16 protein-coding genes and 1 riboswitch are annotated in these 15,949 nt (G+C 55.8%); of the genes, 4 read left to right on the top strand and 12 right to left on the bottom strand.

Annotation, left to right across the window (positions count from 1 at the left end; genetic code table 11):
• Window positions 1-15: 15 nt before the first annotated feature.
• Window positions 16-1,317, bottom strand: a complete 1,302-nt coding sequence (locus BM373_RS05945; protein ID WP_090460472.1) for an MFS transporter — start codon at window positions 1,315-1,317, stop codon at window positions 16-18.
• 295 nt (window positions 1,318-1,612) lie between these two features.
• On the opposite strand from BM373_RS05945, the gene BM373_RS05940 reads away from it, so the two are divergent.
• A complete protein-coding gene (locus BM373_RS05940) occupies window positions 1,613-2,686 on the top strand; it encodes a LacI family DNA-binding transcriptional regulator (RefSeq protein WP_256214578.1) in 1,074 nt (357 codons plus the stop codon).
• Here BM373_RS05940 and BM373_RS05935 read toward each other — a convergent pair.
• The 8 genes from BM373_RS05935 to BM373_RS05900 all read right to left on the bottom strand — a co-directional run bounded on the left by BM373_RS05935 (window position 2,683) and on the right by BM373_RS05900 (window position 9,699).
• A complete protein-coding gene (locus BM373_RS05935; protein ID WP_090460468.1) occupies window positions 2,683-3,948 on the bottom strand; it encodes a DUF1479 domain-containing protein in 1,266 nt (421 codons plus the stop codon). The genes BM373_RS05940 and BM373_RS05935 overlap by 4 nt on opposite strands.
• Window positions 3,949-4,097: 149 nt before the next feature.
• Complete coding sequence (locus BM373_RS05930) at window positions 4,098-4,913, bottom strand: Cof-type HAD-IIB family hydrolase (RefSeq protein ID WP_090460466.1); 816 nt, start codon at window positions 4,911-4,913, stop codon at window positions 4,098-4,100.
• 237 nt (window positions 4,914-5,150) lie between these two features.
• Entirely contained in the window at window positions 5,151-5,591 is a 441-nt protein-coding gene (locus tag BM373_RS05925; protein WP_256214577.1) for a GNAT family N-acetyltransferase, read from the bottom strand.
• On the bottom strand, window positions 5,591-5,908 hold the full coding sequence (locus tag BM373_RS05920; protein ID WP_090460464.1) for an RcnB family protein: 318 nt from the start codon (window positions 5,906-5,908) through the stop codon (window positions 5,591-5,593). The genes BM373_RS05925 and BM373_RS05920 overlap by 1 nt, the downstream gene beginning before the upstream one ends.
• Window positions 5,909-6,124: 216 nt before the next feature.
• The gene (locus BM373_RS05915; RefSeq protein ID WP_090460462.1) at window positions 6,125-7,132 is read right to left on the bottom strand and encodes a zinc-binding alcohol dehydrogenase family protein; all 1,008 of its coding nucleotides are present in this window, start codon (window positions 7,130-7,132) and stop codon (window positions 6,125-6,127) included.
• A 185-nt stretch (window positions 7,133-7,317) separates the two neighbouring features.
• Window positions 7,318-7,695 carry a hypothetical protein gene (locus BM373_RS05910; RefSeq protein WP_090460460.1) on the bottom strand — a complete coding sequence of 126 codons (378 nt, stop codon included), beginning with the start codon at window positions 7,693-7,695 and terminating at the stop codon, window positions 7,318-7,320.
• 168 nt (window positions 7,696-7,863) lie between these two features.
• On the bottom strand, window positions 7,864-8,385 hold the full coding sequence (locus BM373_RS05905) for an Ail/Lom family outer membrane beta-barrel protein (RefSeq protein WP_090460458.1): 522 nt from the start codon (window positions 8,383-8,385) through the stop codon (window positions 7,864-7,866).
• A 51-nt stretch (window positions 8,386-8,436) separates the two neighbouring features.
• On the bottom strand, window positions 8,437-9,699 hold the full coding sequence (locus tag BM373_RS05900; protein ID WP_090460456.1) for a hypothetical protein: 1,263 nt from the start codon (window positions 9,697-9,699) through the stop codon (window positions 8,437-8,439).
• Window positions 9,700-10,049: 350 nt separating this feature from the next.
• Window positions 10,050-10,146: riboswitch (TPP riboswitch) on the top strand.
• A gap of 33 nt (window positions 10,147-10,179) precedes the next feature.
• Here BM373_RS05900 and thiM point away from each other — a divergent pair.
• The 3 genes from thiM to BM373_RS05885 are packed head-to-tail and all read left to right on the top strand — an operon-like array spanning window position 10,180 to window position 12,548.
• Window positions 10,180-10,968 carry a hydroxyethylthiazole kinase gene (gene thiM / locus BM373_RS05895; protein ID WP_090460454.1) on the top strand — a complete coding sequence of 263 codons (789 nt, stop codon included), beginning with the start codon at window positions 10,180-10,182 and terminating at the stop codon, window positions 10,966-10,968.
• A complete protein-coding gene (gene thiD, locus BM373_RS05890) occupies window positions 10,965-11,765 on the top strand; it encodes a bifunctional hydroxymethylpyrimidine kinase/phosphomethylpyrimidine kinase (RefSeq protein WP_090460452.1) in 801 nt (266 codons plus the stop codon). The genes thiM and thiD overlap by 4 nt, the downstream gene beginning before the upstream one ends.
• Before the next feature lie 36 nt (window positions 11,766-11,801).
• Window positions 11,802-12,548, top strand: coding sequence for a GntR family transcriptional regulator (locus BM373_RS05885; RefSeq protein WP_090460451.1), 747 nt, complete (start codon window positions 11,802-11,804; stop codon window positions 12,546-12,548).
• Here the strand turns inward: BM373_RS05885 and BM373_RS05880 are convergent.
• The 3 genes from BM373_RS05880 to BM373_RS05870 are packed head-to-tail and all read right to left on the bottom strand — an operon-like array spanning window position 12,522 to window position 15,771.
• On the bottom strand, window positions 12,522-13,481 hold the full coding sequence (locus BM373_RS05880; RefSeq protein ID WP_090460449.1) for a PfkB family carbohydrate kinase: 960 nt from the start codon (window positions 13,479-13,481) through the stop codon (window positions 12,522-12,524). The genes BM373_RS05885 and BM373_RS05880 overlap by 27 nt on opposite strands.
• Window positions 13,478-14,482, bottom strand: a complete 1,005-nt coding sequence (locus tag BM373_RS05875; protein ID WP_090460447.1) for an ADP-ribosylglycohydrolase family protein — start codon at window positions 14,480-14,482, stop codon at window positions 13,478-13,480. Before BM373_RS05875 ends, BM373_RS05880 begins: the two co-directional genes overlap by 4 nt.
• A complete protein-coding gene (locus BM373_RS05870) occupies window positions 14,479-15,771 on the bottom strand; it encodes a nucleoside permease (protein WP_090460445.1) in 1,293 nt (430 codons plus the stop codon). Before BM373_RS05870 ends, BM373_RS05875 begins: the two co-directional genes overlap by 4 nt.
• Window positions 15,772-15,949 lie beyond the last annotated feature (178 nt).

The following is a 15,949-nucleotide window of genomic DNA, read 5'->3' as shown; positions in this document are numbered from 1 at the left end:
CTTATACATCCACTCTTAAGCACGTTTGCCGCGACGTTCAGCAATAAACATCACGAGGAAAAAAGCGCCAATCAGGTCGAAGAAACCCATGGCGAGGAACAGCGGGTTGAAGCCGATTTTGTCGGCGGTAACGCCGATGAGCAGTGAGAACAGGAAGCTGGCGATCCACGCGCTGGAGCCGCGCATCCCGTTGACGGTGGCCATCTGGCCTTTCTCGAAGGATTCCACCACCAGGGCGCTCAGCATGCAGGAGATGATCTGGTGCCCGAAGCCGCCGATAGAAATCAGCGCGATGATGATGTAGGGATCGCGGGTCACGGTGACGACCGCCAGCGAAATCATCAGGAACGCGCCGGTCACTGAACTGGCGACGATTGAGTTGATGCGCGCGCAGCCAAACCAGCGGGTATAGATTTTGGTCAGATAGCCGCTGGCGATACTGCCCAGATCGGCGGCCAGGAAGGGCAGCCAGGCAAACATGGCGATTTGCTTGAGATCCATGCCGTGCTCTTTCGCCAGATACAGCGGCACCCAGAAGCTCATCACCGCCCACGCTGGTTCCGCCATAAACGCCGGAATCGCGATGCCGTAAAAGCGCTTGTTTTTGGAGACGGTTTTCAGCGCGGTGAAGAAGGGCAGTTTCTCTGTGACCGGCTCGTTATCCTGTTTAATGTGCGCCAGTTCTTCTTTGCTCAGGTTCGGGTGTTTTTCAGGGTTGTGATAAAACGCCCACCACAGAATGACCCACAGCAGCGCCAGCGCGCCGGTAAACATAAACGCGCCCTGCCAGCCAAATGACGCATGGGCAAAATAGATAATCGGCGGGGCCAGCATCGCACCGATGGAGAAGCCCACGCCCGCCCAGCCTGCGGCGACAGGACGCTCAGATTTCGGGAACCATTCGCCCAGCGTTTTGGCGTTAGCCGGTGTTGCGGCGGCTTCCGCGCCACCCATAAAGAAGCGCAGGATCGCCAGTTGCAGCCAGCTTCCCGCACCGGCATGTAAAATACAGGCCAGCGCCCACAGACCGGCGCAAATCATAAAGCCGAGCTTCAGGCCAATGACGTCAATCAGCCAGCCACACAGCGGCTGGAAAATGGTGTAGGCGAGCTGGAACGCGCCAACGATGTAGGAATATTGTTCCGTGGTGATCCCCAGACTCTCTTTTAATTCCGGGGCCAGAATACCGAGCGAGTTACGGGTGATGTAGTTCACCGTCACGCCGAGTAAAAACAGGATCAGCACCCACCAGCGCAGATTTTTAATAGTGCGGCGCGGTCTGCCGATCGCGATTTGATCATTAATGTCCTGGCTCATAACACTCTCCGCCAAACGATTGTAGGGGTGTGAACAGTTCATCCTGAATCTGTCACACAACTTAGCTATCTTTTTGAAAGTTATTGCTTTTATGTACCGAGGTGTCAGATAACTAGTATGGAAGTTGTCTGACCAAACGAGAGTAGGAAAAATAATCGGCAGGAAAAAGTTGAATTTGTGCAAGTTTTCTCATTAATCGACGCTTTGTTTTGTAAAAATGGCTTCCAGTGCAGAGATAACATGATTTCTGCGTCATGAAATTTCTTTCATTTCACGAATGGGCATGGATCACAAAATGGATAAAAAGCTCAAAATCGCCGAAATTGCGGCGCGCACTAACCTGTCAGCCAGCACCGTTTCCCGCGTGCTGGCGGGGAAGGCCAACACCAGCGAACAGTCGCGCGCAAAAGTGCTGGCCTGTGCAAAAGAGCTTGGCGTCATGGACGGCCTGGCGGCGGGGCGCATGTTGCTCAACAGCCTGGTGGTATTCGCGCCGCAGCGCGCCTTTGATGAGCGGTCTGACATCTTCTATTACCGTGTGATCCAGAGCATCAGCAAAGCGCTCGCCCCCCATGAAGTGCGCCTGCGCTACTGCGCGCTGGAGGAAAACGACAGCGACGCCAATCTCTTTATTGCCAAAATGAACGATCCCGACACCCAGGCGGCGATCCTGCTGGGTATCGACGATCGCCATATTCACGACCTGGCCGCCGATCTCGCCAAACCCTGCGTGCTGATTAACTGCCGCGACGCGCGTATGCGTCTGCCCGCCATCGCCCCCGATCACCGGTTAATTGGCGAGTTTGCCGCCAACTATTTATTCGAAATGGGCCACCGCAACGTGGTGAACGTGCTGTGCCTGCGTCGCTATACCATGGAACTGCGCCTCGCCGGGATCCGCGAAGCCTGGCGTACGCACAACGTGCGCTTTAGCGACAGCCGCGATGTGATCCTGGTGCAGAGTTTCAGCGCCCGCGAAGCGGAAGATCGGGTGGGGGAGTGGCTCGACGCCCAGCCGGAAAAAGCGCTGCCGACGGCGTTTCTGGTGGGCGGTGATTTTCTGGCGGCGGGCGCGGTTAACGCCCTGCAAAAGCGCGGTCTGCGGGTGCCGCAGGATGTATCGGTGATGAGCATTGACGCATTTAACCTGGCGGCGATTCAGGATATTCCGCTCACCGCTGTGCATGTTCCGCGCGATGAACTGGGCGAAGAGGCGGTGCATTTATTGCAGCAACGGCTGATCCGCCCCGGCGCACCGACGGGAACGATTTTACTGAACGGCAGGCTGGCGGTACGGGAATCGGTGCGGCGGATACGCCCGGACAAAAGGCGCACCGCCGTAGAGCGGGAAGGGCTGTATGACGATTAAGGCATCATGCCGAGCGCGCGTTTGCCGTGCTCGTTTAAATCCGCCAGCGTAAAGCGATTCTCCCAGCTCGCTTCGTAATCCTCGCGCGGGAAGTCGCCCGGCGATGCGCCTTTTTCCAGCGCCTCTTTCACCCGTTTCGCGTAGGCCAGATTTTTCTCGCACATTGGCGCGGCGGGAATGTACATCACATTGCCCCAGCCCTGCTGATCGGTCACAGGCGCGACCGAGTGAATGACATCGCAGTGCCACCACACCGAATCCCCGGCCTCCAGCGCCGGAATACTGGTCAGCGCCTCAATCAGCAGCGGGTGCCACTGAGCGGAAACCGGCAGCACGCGGCCTGGTGCGACGCCACAGAGTTCGTCGTCCGGCACATCGTCCAGCAGCGGACGCAGCAGAATGTACGCCATTGCTTCCGGGATCGGCACCACGTGCAGCAACCCCTGGCCCGGCAGCATATCCGACAGCGCGGTCCAGCCCTGGAAAGTGCGGAACACCGAGCATTTGGTGGTGTTATCGACGGTGTACTCCTCCACGTCGGTGCGGTGGGCGGCATTCCACGGATCGTAGCGGGTGGTGTCGCCGCTAAAAATAGAGGCAAACACGCGCTGGTAAGCGGGCAGCAGCCAGCGCTCCAGCGCGCCGGAATCGGTATGCGCCCCCAGCCCTTTCGAGGTGGTTCCCGGCGGACGACGGCGAATGCGGTCCGGATAAATCACGCTCACATCCGGGTTAAACCACTGTTTACCGTCGGCCTCGAACGTCCATAAGCGGTTTAAGAAAGACTGTACCTGCGCCATTTCGCTGCTCTGACGGGCCTGCATTTGCGCCTGCGACCAGTAGATCGGGTAAATTTCCGGGCGTGACGCTTCAAGCGTGCCGAAGAAACTGTCGCCGGGGCCTTTGTACACCTCGTCAAAGTTGTTCTGATCGAGATACGCCAGCATCGAACGATCCCAGCCCAGCGCCTGCTCGCGCGGGAAATGGCCTTTGATCACCGCACAGCCGCGACGCTTCACCGCCGCGCGCTGATCCTCTGTGATGCGACCATTTTTCACATCTTCAAACGGGATAACCGGCCAGACCGGATCGCCGCTGGCTTTGAGCGCGTTAATCTCCGCCACCTGCGCGGCAATACGCTCGCTCAACTGATCGAACACCGTGCGTACATCGCCGATTTGGGCACGCAATTCCTGCTTGAGCTGGCGGATCGCCGCTTTGTGATCGGCAGGCAGCGTCTCGCTTGCATAGGTAACAGCCATAAAGACCTCGCTTTTCTTTCATTCGAAAGTAATTTAACTTACACATGCTAATTTAAGTTAAAAAAAAGTTAATGCAAGTTTAAAAACTTGATGCGGTACACAGAATGGAGAGGATGTGACGCCAGCGCAGGACGCACTGGCGAAAAAGGTCAGGCAGTGAAGGGGGCGGTGCCGTCGAGCACGGCCTGAATCACGTTCAGCGCGCCCTGGCGGTTATTGTTATCTGTCTGGTGGCGGGCAATGGATTTGATCGCGTCGCCAGCGTTACCCATGGCAAACGAGTAATCGGTCATGCGCAGCATTTCAGCGTCGTTGCCGCTGTCTCCGATGGTGACACATTCACTCGGTGAAATATTCCAGCGCTTCAGAAGGCGGGTGATCCCGTTGGCTTTATGCAGACCGGGAATAATTAAATCGACAAAGCCAAAACCGCTGGTCACCGGCTTCATGATGCCGTCGAGGGAAACATGGAGCGCGTCAATCAATTGCGGGATATCGCTGTCCGGCAGGTTCAGCGAGAACTTAAACATTTTGTCGTCGATATCGTGATAATCGCGCACCGGTTTTAAGCGGTGGTAGTGGTGCGACATCAGTTCAACGAAGGCAGGCGGCGCATTTTCGCTCAGATAGGCGCTCTCCAGCCCGCAGGCAACGAAATTCAGTCCGCGGTCTTTCAGCAGCTCACCCAACACGATCTGGTATTCATGGCGGGTCAGTTCGCCGTGGAAAAGCTCTTTGCCGTGCTCATACACCAGCGCGCCGTTTTCCGACACGAATGAGATCTGATCTTTGATTTCCGGGAAGAAGGAGATGAGCTGGTAATACTGGTTACCACTGGCGACCACGAACTCGATATTGCGGGCTTTAAGGTGTTCAAATTGCGCCATGAAACGATCGCGATCGTATTTCTTGGCATCATCAAGGAAAGTTCCGTCCATGTCGGTGACGATAACTTTAACGGACATACATTGCGCTCCTGAATGTAACTGCGACCAGAAACATTTTAATAACAATGTGAGCGAATGCACAATTTATTTCGAATGAAAGAGATTCTCACCCTCACCCTGGCCCTCTCCCTGAGGGAGAGGGGACAGTTCGAGCGCGGCTTGCCTTTCTCTCTCTCTGGGGAAGGGGACAGATCGAGCGTGGGTTGCCTTTCTCCCTCTCCCCTGGGGAGAGGGCAGGGGTGAGGGGTAAAATCATCACCGCAACTTATAATGCAACAACCAGTGCTCCCCCTCCGCCGACGCGCCTTTCGCCTCTATCTGCCAGCCGTGGCGCTGATAAAACCCCAGCGCCGCTTCATTCTCTACCAGGCATTTCAGCGCACCTGTGCTGGTAAATCCCGACTGCACCTTTTCCAGCAGGGCGCTGCCAACGCCTTTACCCTGAAAGGCCGGATCGACAAATAAATTGTGCAGGAAATTGTTGTTCCCCTGCACCGAGGCAAATCCCACGCGGTGGCCGTCCTGCTCCGCGACCCAGATCTGCTCATTGAGCGTGGCGGCGTCAAAATCTTCCAGCCGCCACTCCTGCCCGCTCAGCCAGGTCCAGCCCTGTTTGCGGGCGTGAAGATAGAGCGTACGCAAAAACGGGCGATCGCTTTCCTGCCAGGGGCGTAGGGTGATGGATTGGCGTGTCATCAGCGGTGGTAGAAAATTTCACCGTCGTAAATTTTGAGGATTTTGCCTTCGGTATCGGTGATCAGCACATAGTTGCCGCCCATATAGGTCCAGTGGCTGCCGGCATCCGGTGCGGGCAAATTACGCGCCTGCCACTGCTTGATGTTGTATTCCTCAGTGAGGTACATCGGCGGAACGGTATCGCCCGGTTTGAATTTGGTGAAGTCAGCAACAAATTCCTGAATCTCGTATTTCTCAATGCCGCCCTGCGGTGCTGCAAACGCCACGCTGGAGGTCGCCAGCAGCGCGCCGAGAAGCATCATTTTAGTTTTACCCATGGTCTCTCCATTTTTTACCGGACAGGTTTTTGCGTCCGCAAAGATTTGTGCGCGTTATCATTGCTGCGATTTCCGACTGAAATCAATAGCAAAGATGTTATTAAGCCAGCGCTTTGGTAAAAAGTGTAAGCAATAACGGGGCAGGGCAGTAGGAGCGGATCGCCTAAACAGCGCTCCGCTCGCCGGGTTTACCGGGCTTTTGAGAAGATTCCTGGCTTAAAAGCCTTCCAGCACAATCTTGCCTACCGCACGGCCGGTTTCGAGACGTTCATGCGCTTTACGCAGATTTTCGGCGGTGATGGCACCCAGATTTTCGCCAAGGGTGGTCTGGATCACGCCGCTGTCAATCAGTTGTGCGACCCGGCTCAACAGATGATGCTGGGCGATCATATCGTCGGTTTCAAACATTGAGCGGGTGAACATAAATTCCCAGTGCAGCGAAATACTTTTCGCCTTCAGCGGACGGGCATCCAGCGTTTCAGGATCGTCGATCAGCGCCAGTTTCCCCTGCGGGATCAACACATCAATAAGCTGCTGATAATGCTGTTCCGTGCTGTTAAGACTGGCGACATGGGTGACATGCTTAATGCCGATGCGCGCCAGTTCGTCAGTAAAAGGCTTACTGTGATCGATCACATGATGCGCGCCGCGATCGCTGACCCACTGCTGACTTTCCGGGCGTGATGCGGTGCCAATTACCGTCATTTTGGTGAGCTTGCGGGCAAGCTGCGTCATGATCGATCCCACGCCGCCTGCCGCACCGACAATTAACAGCACATCGCCCTCGTTACCGCCTTCCTGAACGCCCAGCCGGTCAAACAGCATTTCCCAGGCGGTGATGGCGGTGAGCGGCAGCGCCGCGGCAGAGGCATTATCCAGCGTCGTCGGTTTCAGCGCGGCAATGCGTTCATCCACCCGTTGAAACTCGCTGTTGCTCCCCGGACGCGTCAGCGCCCCGGCGTACCACACGGTGTCGCCGGGCTTAAACAGCGTCACTTTCTCACCCACTTCCGCGACCACGCCCACCGCGTCCCAGCCGAGAATGCGCTGCGCATCGGCGCTAAAGCCCGCGCGTACTTTGGTGTCCACCGGGTTTACCGAAATGGCGTTGACCTGCACCAGCAGATCGTGCCCCTGCGCCTGCGGCTTTTCGGTTTCAATTTCTTGCAGGAATTCAATGTTGCTGCCGCCCTGTGCGGCGCGGGTAATGGCGATTGCTTTCATCATGGCTCCATAGTGTTTTTGCGAGTCCATTAAGCGTAGCCATTGCGCGGGGCAGGAGAAACCGTCTGAAAGCAGCAGGACTTATCTTCCAGGAGTGAAAATCAACATTGAAGGGAATAAAAAACCCCTCTATTGATCCATCATGGGGAAACCAATAGAGGGTGGCCAAAGGCCAAAAATCGATATTATTTAACTTTTTTCATGTCTGCGACGTAAACGCCGTTTTTCATTAATGACACTTTTTTAGCGTAAACAATGACGGTGTAAATTCCCTGCTCATAAACCGCCGCATTCGCGTTTTTTTCAGACACTGCCGCATATTTACCATTCACCGTGACGCTTTGATCGCTTTTAATCACCACGCTCACATCGTCAAGTTTATAAACGGTATCTTTATGTTGGCTGTTCGCGGCTTTGGATTTATTAATATCACAGGTACCGTTCGCTTCTGTAACCTGTGTACATCCCGATTTTTCTAATTTCGCTCTGTAGCTTTCACTGATTGCGAAAGCGTTGGAGATCATCAGGCCAGAAAGCATGACTGCCATTATTACTTTTTTCATCATCATTCACCTTTAAGATGGTGCAGATATTTGATTTTAACTGTGAGTATTCCATACCGCCAATAAAGCCTATGCCTAAGAAGGTCAGGTAGAGGAATGCATAACAGAGCATATATTTAATCATTGGATAGTATTTTTTAAATAGCAGGTAGTGACCTGATCCGGCGTTTAAAATGAAACGCCGCCGCCCACTACAAAGCTATTAACCTGCGTATCAAACACCTTAGTGCCTTCATAAGATGCATCGAGAAAAATCGTTGGGGTGACGTGCACTTTTACACCCGCGCTATAAGCAAAGCCGTTTTTGCGCTCTGTATCTTCATAATGATAGCCATAGCCGCTCACTTTAACTTTCACCGCGCCGCGCCCGATACCCGCCATCGCATATGGGGTGACATAATCATTAAGGCGATACTGCGCACCGATCAGCGCACTGCCATAGGCGTAATCAGCTTCGCCTTTAACACCGTTTTGTTTTTCGGTTTCTTCTTTACCGGTGATAGTCAGAGAGGAAATAAAACCCAGGTTTTCACCTTCCGGCGTATAAGCGTATTTCAGGTTTACGCCGTTAAGATGAATATCATCAGCGCGACTGTGAGCATAACCCACAGATATATCAGAACCCGCGAAAGCAGAAGAGGAAACCGCAGTCGCCAGAGCAGCTAACATCATTACTTTTTTCATTGCCATTAACTCAATTTATTTTTAAAAAGACAGGGGTGTTATTTATTAAAATAAAAATTACCAGCCGCCGTGGAAACCACCATTTTGCGCCGAGCCGCCGCCAATATGCGAACCACCACCTAAACCATGCGCAGAATGAGAGTTAGCCGCATTATTCGATCCATTGCCCGTTCCTTCATGTCCTGATCGGGTTTGCGAACGATCGTTATTACCCCCTGCACGAGAAGCAATAAGCGCGGGCTGATGCGGAATGCTAATTTGGGCTTCTGGATTTATCTTCGCAATCGTTCCCGCTGTTGTTGTGACGGTTTTACCATTGAGAGTGGCACTGACCTGGGTATTTGGATTCAGGCTATTCGCACTCACATTAATAGTGTCGACCTGATGATATTTAGCGGGAGTGATGACGTGCATGGCACTGTAACGGTTTACCGTCGCAATATCCGGCGATTGCACCGTAACTTTATTTACCGCAGTCGGCGCGACAAAAGGCTGATAAGTGCCCGGACGGATGGACGTGCCGCTATAACGAATTTCCTTCGCGGGTTCAGAATATGTCGCGGTAGGTTTCAGTGTGCCAGGCGCCTGTAAAGTGACATCAGGCACATTCTGCACTATTGCGGCAGGAATCGTTTCTGGCACAGGTTGCGTAGGCATTTGCAACGACGGCGTTTTCTGCGGAATGGCCTGCGGCGTCAGTTGTAAAGAGGGCGTTCTTTGCACGACGGCTTTTGGCGTGAGTTGCAGCGTCGGTGTTCTTTGTGGAACGGGCTGCGGTGTCAGTTGCAAATAGGGCGTTCTTTGCACGACGGCTTTTGGCGTGAGTTGCAGCGTCGGTGTTCTTTGTGGAACGGGCTGCGGTGTCAGTTGCAAATAAGGCGTTCTTTGCACGACGGCTTTTGGCGTGAGTTGCAGCGTCGGTGTTCTTTGTGGAACGGGCTGCGGTGTCAGTTGCAAAGAAGGCGTTCTTTGCACTACAGCTTTAGGCGTCATTTGCAAAACAGGTGAGCGCTGAGGTACAGCCTGCGGTACGCCATTTGTTTTGACAGACGGAATAGCCTGAGGAGCATTAAGTATTGCATCGGGTATGTGAGGCGTCCGGGAAATCGGCCCCGCGCGGGACGTATCCATAGAGCCGCCAGCCGCTTCTTTGACGCCGTTGTATGCATCATGCACACGTTTAGCCGTGCCTTCATTATGATTGTTCGACTGATCCTGCAACGCGGAAGTCAGTCGACCATTCATTATGTTGATGTTTTCGTTAGCCATCGCGCTAACGGCAACACTCGCTATCATCATCGCAATAAGTGAAATTTTCATTTTTTTCTCTGTAAAATTAGTTGCTCATACCAGTCACTATGTGTAGCTATAATAGAGACAATTTTGGTTTGGCGGCGTTACTATCCCAGTGAATGGCAGAATAAATGTTGATTCAGATCACAAAAAGCACGCATTGCTTAAGGTGGGGGATTATTCGAAGGGTGATAGGTTTCCTTATATTTTATTTAATTACAAATAGTTATGTGAAATTATTTAGCCTAAAAAAAGTACGCTCAAACCACGCTTCTTTTTTTGATGAACAGGTAGTATGAATTTTTTACATTTACACAGGCTATTGCTGGCATTATTCTGGTTGAGAATTAACGTGGCACTAAACGTAACGCGTTGATTTTAATGACTCGGGGTGCCCTTCTTTGTGAAGGCTGAGAAATACCCGTACCACCTGATCTGGATAATGCCAGCGTAGGGAAGTCAGATGCCTGCCGGCGTCTTTTCTCTCGAGCCTGGCAGGAGCATAAAATGCAACCTGACCTGCTACATCGCGCGGATGCCGCGCACGCTTTACAGCACTTCCGCACCCTTTCTCCCCTTGTTCACTGCATGACCAATGATGTGGTGCAAACTTTTACCGCCAATGTGTTGCTGGCGCTTGGCGCATCCCCGGCGATGGTGATTGACGAGCAGGAAGCCGCGCAGTTTAGTGCCATCGCCGATGCGCTGTTGATTAACGTCGGCACGCTCACCGCCGATCGCGCTCGTGCCATGCGCGCCGCCATTCACAGCGCGAATACTGCGGGCAAGCCGTGGACGCTGGATCCCGTTGCCGTCGGTGCGCTCACTTTTCGTAGCGATTTTTGCAAAGAGCTGCTGGCGTTGCGCCCGGCGGCGATCCGTGGCAATGCCTCTGAAATCCTCGCGCTGGCGGGTATGAGCGCAGGCGGGCGGGGCGTGGATACCACCGATCATGCGCAGGCAGCGTTACCCGCAGCCCAGGCGCTGGCGCGGCAGACTCAGGCGGTGGTGGCCGTCACCGGCGAGGTCGATTACGTCACCGACGGTGTGCGCACGCTGGCGGTGACGGGCGGCGATCCGTTGATGACGCGGGTAGTCGGCACCGGCTGTGCGCTCTCGGCAGTGGTGGCCGCCAGTTGTGCGCTCCCCGGCGATCGGCTGACCAGCGTGGCTGCGGCCTGTTCTGTCATGGCGCAGGCGGGCAGTCGCGCGGTGGCGGCGAGCACGGGGCCGGGCTCCTTTATCCCGGCGTTCCTCGATGCGCTGTATGCGCTTAACGGGGAGGACTTCGCATGAAACGTATCAATGCATTAACCATTGCCGGCACCGATCCCTCTGGCGGCGCGGGCATTCAGGCCGATCTGAAAACTTTCTCCGCGCTCGGGGCCTACGGCTGTTCGGTGATCACCGCGCTGGTGGCGCAAAATACCCGTGGCGTGCAGTCGGTTTACCGCATCACGCCGGAATTTGTCACCGCGCAACTGGATTCGGTCCTCAGCGATGTGCGCATCGACACCACCAAAATCGGTATGCTGGCTGAGGCCGATATCGTCGAGGCGGTGGCGGAACGGCTGCAACGTTACCAGGTAAAAAACGTGGTGCTCGATACCGTGATGCTGGCGAAAAGCGGCGATCCACTGTTGTCGCCATCGGCGGTCGGGACGATCCGCACCCGGCTTTTGCCGCAGGTGTCGATTATCACGCCGAACCTGCCGGAAGCCGCCGTTTTGCTGGATACGCCCCATGCCCGCAACGAGCAGGAGATGCTGGAGCAGGGCCGCGCCCTGCTGCAACTGGGCTGCGAGGCGGTGCTGATGAAAGGCGGTCATCTGAGTGATGCCGAAAGTCCCGACTGGCTGTTTACCCGCGAAGGCGAACAGCGCTTTACCGCCCCGCGTATTCTCACCAAAAACACCCACGGCACCGGCTGCACGCTGTCGGCGGCGCTGGCGGCGCTGCGTCCACGCCATCAGGACTGGGCGGGAACGGTGCAGGAAGCCAAATCCTGGCTTAGCGCGGCGCTGGCACAGGCGGATACGCTGGAGGTCGGGGAGGGCATTGGCCCGGTGCATCATTTCCACGCATGGTGGTAAGATACCTGGCGTCATCCCCTGCCAGGACAAGGATCAATGGAACAAGCGCATATCCGGTTAATTGACCAGCTCAAAGAGCGCATTGCCGCTGCGGACAACACGCCGCTGTATCTGAAGTTTGCCGAAACGGTGAAAGATGCGGTGCGCAGCGGGCAACTGGCGCACGGCAATATTTTGCCCGGCGAGCGCGATTTTAGTGGCCTGACCGGGATTTCGCGCATCACGGTGCGCAAGGCGATGCAACGGCTGGAAGATGAAGGTGTGGTGACGCGTTCGCGCGGTTACGGCACGCAAATCAATAACACCCTGGAATATTCGCTCAAAGAGGCGCGGGGGTTTTCTCAGCAGGTGATGCTGCGCGGGAAGACGCCTAATACGCTGTGGGTGAATAAGCGGGTGATTGCCTGCCCGTCAGAAGTGGCGCAACACCTGGGGCTTGAGGAGGGGGCGGATGTCTTCCTGCTCAAGCGCATCCGCTATGTAGATGAGGATGCGGTCTCCATTGAAGAATCCTGGGTGCCGGTGGAACTCATTCACGATGTGGATGCGATTGGCGTCTCGCTGTATGACTACTTTCGCAGCCAGCACATCTACCCGCAACGCACCCAGTCCCGCGTCAGCGCCCGGATGCCGGACGCTGATTTCCAGGCGCATATCACGCTCGACGCCAGCGTGCCGGTGCTGGTGGTAAGCCAGGTGGCGCTCGATCAGCAGAACCGGCCCATTGAATACAGCGTTAGCGTCTGTCGCAGCGATCTATACGTCTTTGTATGCGAGGCGTAGCGCGTCAAGCGTTGGGGCGCAGTCGCCGCCGCGCTGACTGACCACCATCGCCGCCACCGCGTTGCCGAGTTTGATCGCGTCAGCCAGACTAAAGCCTGACGCTAACCCTGCCAGCACGCCGCCTGCATGACTGTCTCCGGCACCGATGGTATCCACCACCGTTGCCGGAAACGCCGCCACATAGCCCTGTTCATCGCCGTCATAAAACCAGGCCCCGTCGATATCGTGACGCACAATGAGCGGCGCGCCGATCTGCGCTTGCCAGGCCGGGCCGAGGTTATCGACATCCACGTCCAGCAACTGCGCGGCGATCTCCGCCTCAGCACGATTAAGGGTAATAATCGGCTTAAGACGCAGAATGCGCGTCATCAGCGGGGCAGGAATGTCTTCGATGCGCGGGCCAAAATCGATAAACGGCGTCACGTCTGGCAGCGTTTCCAGCCAGGTGACCAGCAGTTCGCCGCAGGGGGCGGCAAGCTGGTAGCCAGAGAGCGAAATCAGACTGCCCGGCGGCACGTGCAACTGGTTTAACCACGCGTCGCACCAGCCGCGTTCCACGCCGGAAAATGACATAAACGTCCGTTCGCCGTCTGGCTCAACCAGCGCAATACACCAGCCGTTATCGCCCGTGTCGGTTTTGATCACGCTTTTAATTCCGCGCTGCGCAAGCGCCGTCGTAATCATATCGGCCCACACCCCCACGCCCACCGGCAGCGCATTTTGCGCTTTGATGCCCAGGCGGTGCAGGGTGACGGCGATATTCAGCGCACAGCCGCCGATATTCACGCTGCGCTGTTTAAGCTCCAGATCGCAGCCACGGAAAGGCAGCGTGCTGGCTTCGGTAATCACATCAATGACCGCCGCCCCCAGCACCGTTACCGGGCGCGTGGCGGTGAGGCCATTAAGAAGAACGGACATATCGCCTGATTTCATGCTTCCTCCCGCTCGCACCGGTAAGTGTAAAGCTGCTCGCTGTAGCGGGTGAAATCGAGCTGATTCACCGCATCGAGCTGTTGTTTGAACGACGTGTCAATCGCTGACACGCCGTGCAGCGCGCCGCAAATGGCGGTGGCCATCGCACCGATGGTGTCGGTGTCGCCGCCAAGGTTGGCGCATAAAATCGCGCAGCGGTTCGGGTCGGTCTGCGCCAGTTCGACCATTGCAATCGCCGCCGGAACCGATTCGATCGTGCTGGTTCCGGTGCCGACTAGCTGATAAACCTGCTCGCAGGCAGACTCCACGCCGGTGGCGTGACGCACCACGTGCAGCGCCAGCTCAATGCGCGCGGCGAGTGAGGCGCTGAACGTCGTAATGCGTTTTTCCTGCGCGTGACGGGCGACGGCGGGCAGGGCATCGGTGATCTCCTGCCAGCCTGCGCCGTCGATGGCGCGGGAAATAGACCAGGCAATCACCACCGCCCCGGCAATCGCCAGATCCGATTTGTGTGTCGGGCTGGAAGCCAGCGCCACCTGGTCGATAAACTCATCCAGTGAATGCGCCGGGAGCAGGCAGCCCAGCGGGGAGGCGCGCATTGCCGCCCCGTTCGTCACGCCGTTGTTTTCCAGTTCGCTCACCGGTTTGCCGTCGCGAATGGCATTCAGCGCAATTTTCGACGTGGGCCCAAGCACGTTTTTGTTAAACGCATCGAACCCTTCCGCCCAGCGCAAAATATGCGCTCCGATCACGTCGGCGTTAATCTCGCCGTGACATTCGAAAATCGCATCCGCGAGGCACAGTGCCATTGAGGTATCGTCGGTAAACTGCGCCCGGTCAAAATAGCAGGCGGCATTATTTTCAGCAGGTCCCGGCAGAAAATGGTCGATCCAGCCGAAGTGCGCCTTCACCCGCGAACGCGGCCACAGCTCTGACGGCATCCCCATCGCATCCCCTAACGTCTGGCCGTAAAGCGCCCCGAGAATTCGATCTGCTTTCATTTAACTTCTCCTTGTGGAACATCCCCTGGTGAGGGCGCAATATCGCGATCCGGCACCGCAATCGCGGTGATTTCCCGGTCTGATTCGCGAAAGAAAATCATAAACAGCACGGCGATAACGGCGATCATAATGCCGCCAAACGCCCACATGCCTGCCCAGTTGAATGTCAGGCCGTTGACCGGCTCTTTATAAGCAAACATTTTTTCCATCATCACGCCGCCGAGGCGGTAACCGAGCAGGCTGCCGAAGCCCTGGCAGCAGAGGGTGATAAGCCCCTGCGCCGCCGTGCGCATATGTACCGGCGCTTTTTTATCGACGTAGATATAGGCGGTCACGTAGTAAAAATCGTAGCTGACGCCGTGCAGCAAAATGCCGAGGAACAGCAGGGCGTACGTGAAGTAATGATCGGCCCCGCCGTAAACAAAGAAGCCGTAGCGTAGCGCGGCGGTCAGCAGGCCCAGAAGCAGCACCTTTTTGATACCAAAGCGTTTGGTAAAGAAGGGCAGGGCGAGCATAAAGAAGATTTCAGAGAACTGGCCGAGCGTCATCCAGCCGGTCGCGTTGCTCATACCCACTTCGGTCAGATAGCCGTTGGCGAAGATGTAGTAAAACGCCAGCGGCATCGCAAACAGGAACGAGCAGCAGAAAAAGACCAGGAAGTTGCGATCGCGCAGCAGCACCAGCGCGTCCAGCCCGAGCATCACTTTCAGATCCATCTTGCCGGTACTCTTCGGCGGCGTATCCGGCAGGAAGAAAGCGAACACACCCAGCACGGCAGAACTGGCGGCGGTAATAATCAGCGGAATATTGGTGGGCGAAATATCCGCATAGCCGAGCATCTGGGGCAGGAAGCCGCAGACGAGGCCCGAGGCGATCCAGCCAATCGTCCCCATCACGCGGATGCGCGGGAAATCCGCTTCCACGTCTTTCACATGTGCAAACGCAATGCTGTTGGTCAGCGCAATGGTCGGCATATAGGTCAGGGAGTAGGCGAGCAGCAGCGGGAAGAAGTAGGCGAATTCCGTTTGCTGCGCGGCAAACCAGATCAGCACTGCGCCGGCGAACATTAGCACCGCCAGCACTTTCTGCGCGGGGAAAAAGCGGTCAGTCAGCGATCCGACAAGGATCGGCGAGAGGATGGCAGCAATGGCGGTACAGGCATAAGACCAGCCGATCTCGCCTGCGGTGAACCCGCTTTTGCTTAACCAAAGCCATAGCGGAACAAACCAGGCTCCCCAGATAAACCACTCAACGAACATCATGAACGACAGCTTAGCAGTTGTTTTCATCGGTCTTCCTTCATGACAGGCAGGGTATAAATTGACCCTACCATGGGATAATACCTTTGCAATACCATTAAGGCGATTCTTTGAACGGGCTAACAGTTATAGCCTGTTTTTATTTCGCCCGCCTTGTGTGCGGAAAAAATGTCAGTTGGTTGAAATAACCTCCGGTCGGGACCAGGCT

The organism is Enterobacter sp. kpr-6, from assembly GCF_900116015.1.
Lineage (GTDB): Bacteria > Pseudomonadota > Gammaproteobacteria > Enterobacterales > Enterobacteriaceae > Enterobacter_D.
Note: the sequence above shows the minus strand (reverse complement) of the source record. Positions and strands in the feature narration are given on the sequence as shown.

Coding starts and splice junctions, on each gene's coding strand:
- BM373_RS05945 (WP_090460472.1), bottom strand. CDS start 1,317: ATGAGCCAGGACATTAATGATCAAATCGCGATCGGCAGACCGCGCCGC.
- BM373_RS05940 (WP_256214578.1), top strand. CDS start 1,613: ATGGATAAAAAGCTCAAAATCGCCGAAATTGCGGCGCGCACTAACCTG.
- BM373_RS05935 (WP_090460468.1), bottom strand. CDS start 3,948: ATGGCTGTTACCTATGCAAGCGAGACGCTGCCTGCCGATCACAAAGCG.
- BM373_RS05930 (WP_090460466.1), bottom strand. CDS start 4,913: ATGTCCGTTAAAGTTATCGTCACCGACATGGACGGAACTTTCCTTGAT.
- BM373_RS05925 (WP_256214577.1), bottom strand. CDS start 5,591: ATGACACGCCAATCCATCACCCTACGCCCCTGGCAGGAAAGCGATCGC.
- BM373_RS05920 (WP_090460464.1), bottom strand. CDS start 5,908: ATGGGTAAAACTAAAATGATGCTTCTCGGCGCGCTGCTGGCGACCTCC.
- BM373_RS05915 (WP_090460462.1), bottom strand. CDS start 7,132: ATGAAAGCAATCGCCATTACCCGCGCCGCACAGGGCGGCAGCAACATT.
- BM373_RS05910 (WP_090460460.1), bottom strand. CDS start 7,695: ATGAAAAAAGTAATAATGGCAGTCATGCTTTCTGGCCTGATGATCTCC.
- BM373_RS05905 (WP_090460458.1), bottom strand. CDS start 8,385: ATGGCAATGAAAAAAGTAATGATGTTAGCTGCTCTGGCGACTGCGGTT.
- BM373_RS05900 (WP_090460456.1), bottom strand. CDS start 9,699: ATGAAAATTTCACTTATTGCGATGATGATAGCGAGTGTTGCCGTTAGC.
- thiM (WP_090460454.1), top strand. CDS start 10,180: ATGCAACCTGACCTGCTACATCGCGCGGATGCCGCGCACGCTTTACAG.
- thiD (WP_090460452.1), top strand. CDS start 10,965: ATGAAACGTATCAATGCATTAACCATTGCCGGCACCGATCCCTCTGGC.
- BM373_RS05885 (WP_090460451.1), top strand. CDS start 11,802: ATGGAACAAGCGCATATCCGGTTAATTGACCAGCTCAAAGAGCGCATT.
- BM373_RS05880 (WP_090460449.1), bottom strand. CDS start 13,481: ATGAAATCAGGCGATATGTCCGTTCTTCTTAATGGCCTCACCGCCACG.
- BM373_RS05875 (WP_090460447.1), bottom strand. CDS start 14,482: ATGAAAGCAGATCGAATTCTCGGGGCGCTTTACGGCCAGACGTTAGGG.
- BM373_RS05870 (WP_090460445.1), bottom strand. CDS start 15,771: ATGAAAACAACTGCTAAGCTGTCGTTCATGATGTTCGTTGAGTGGTTT.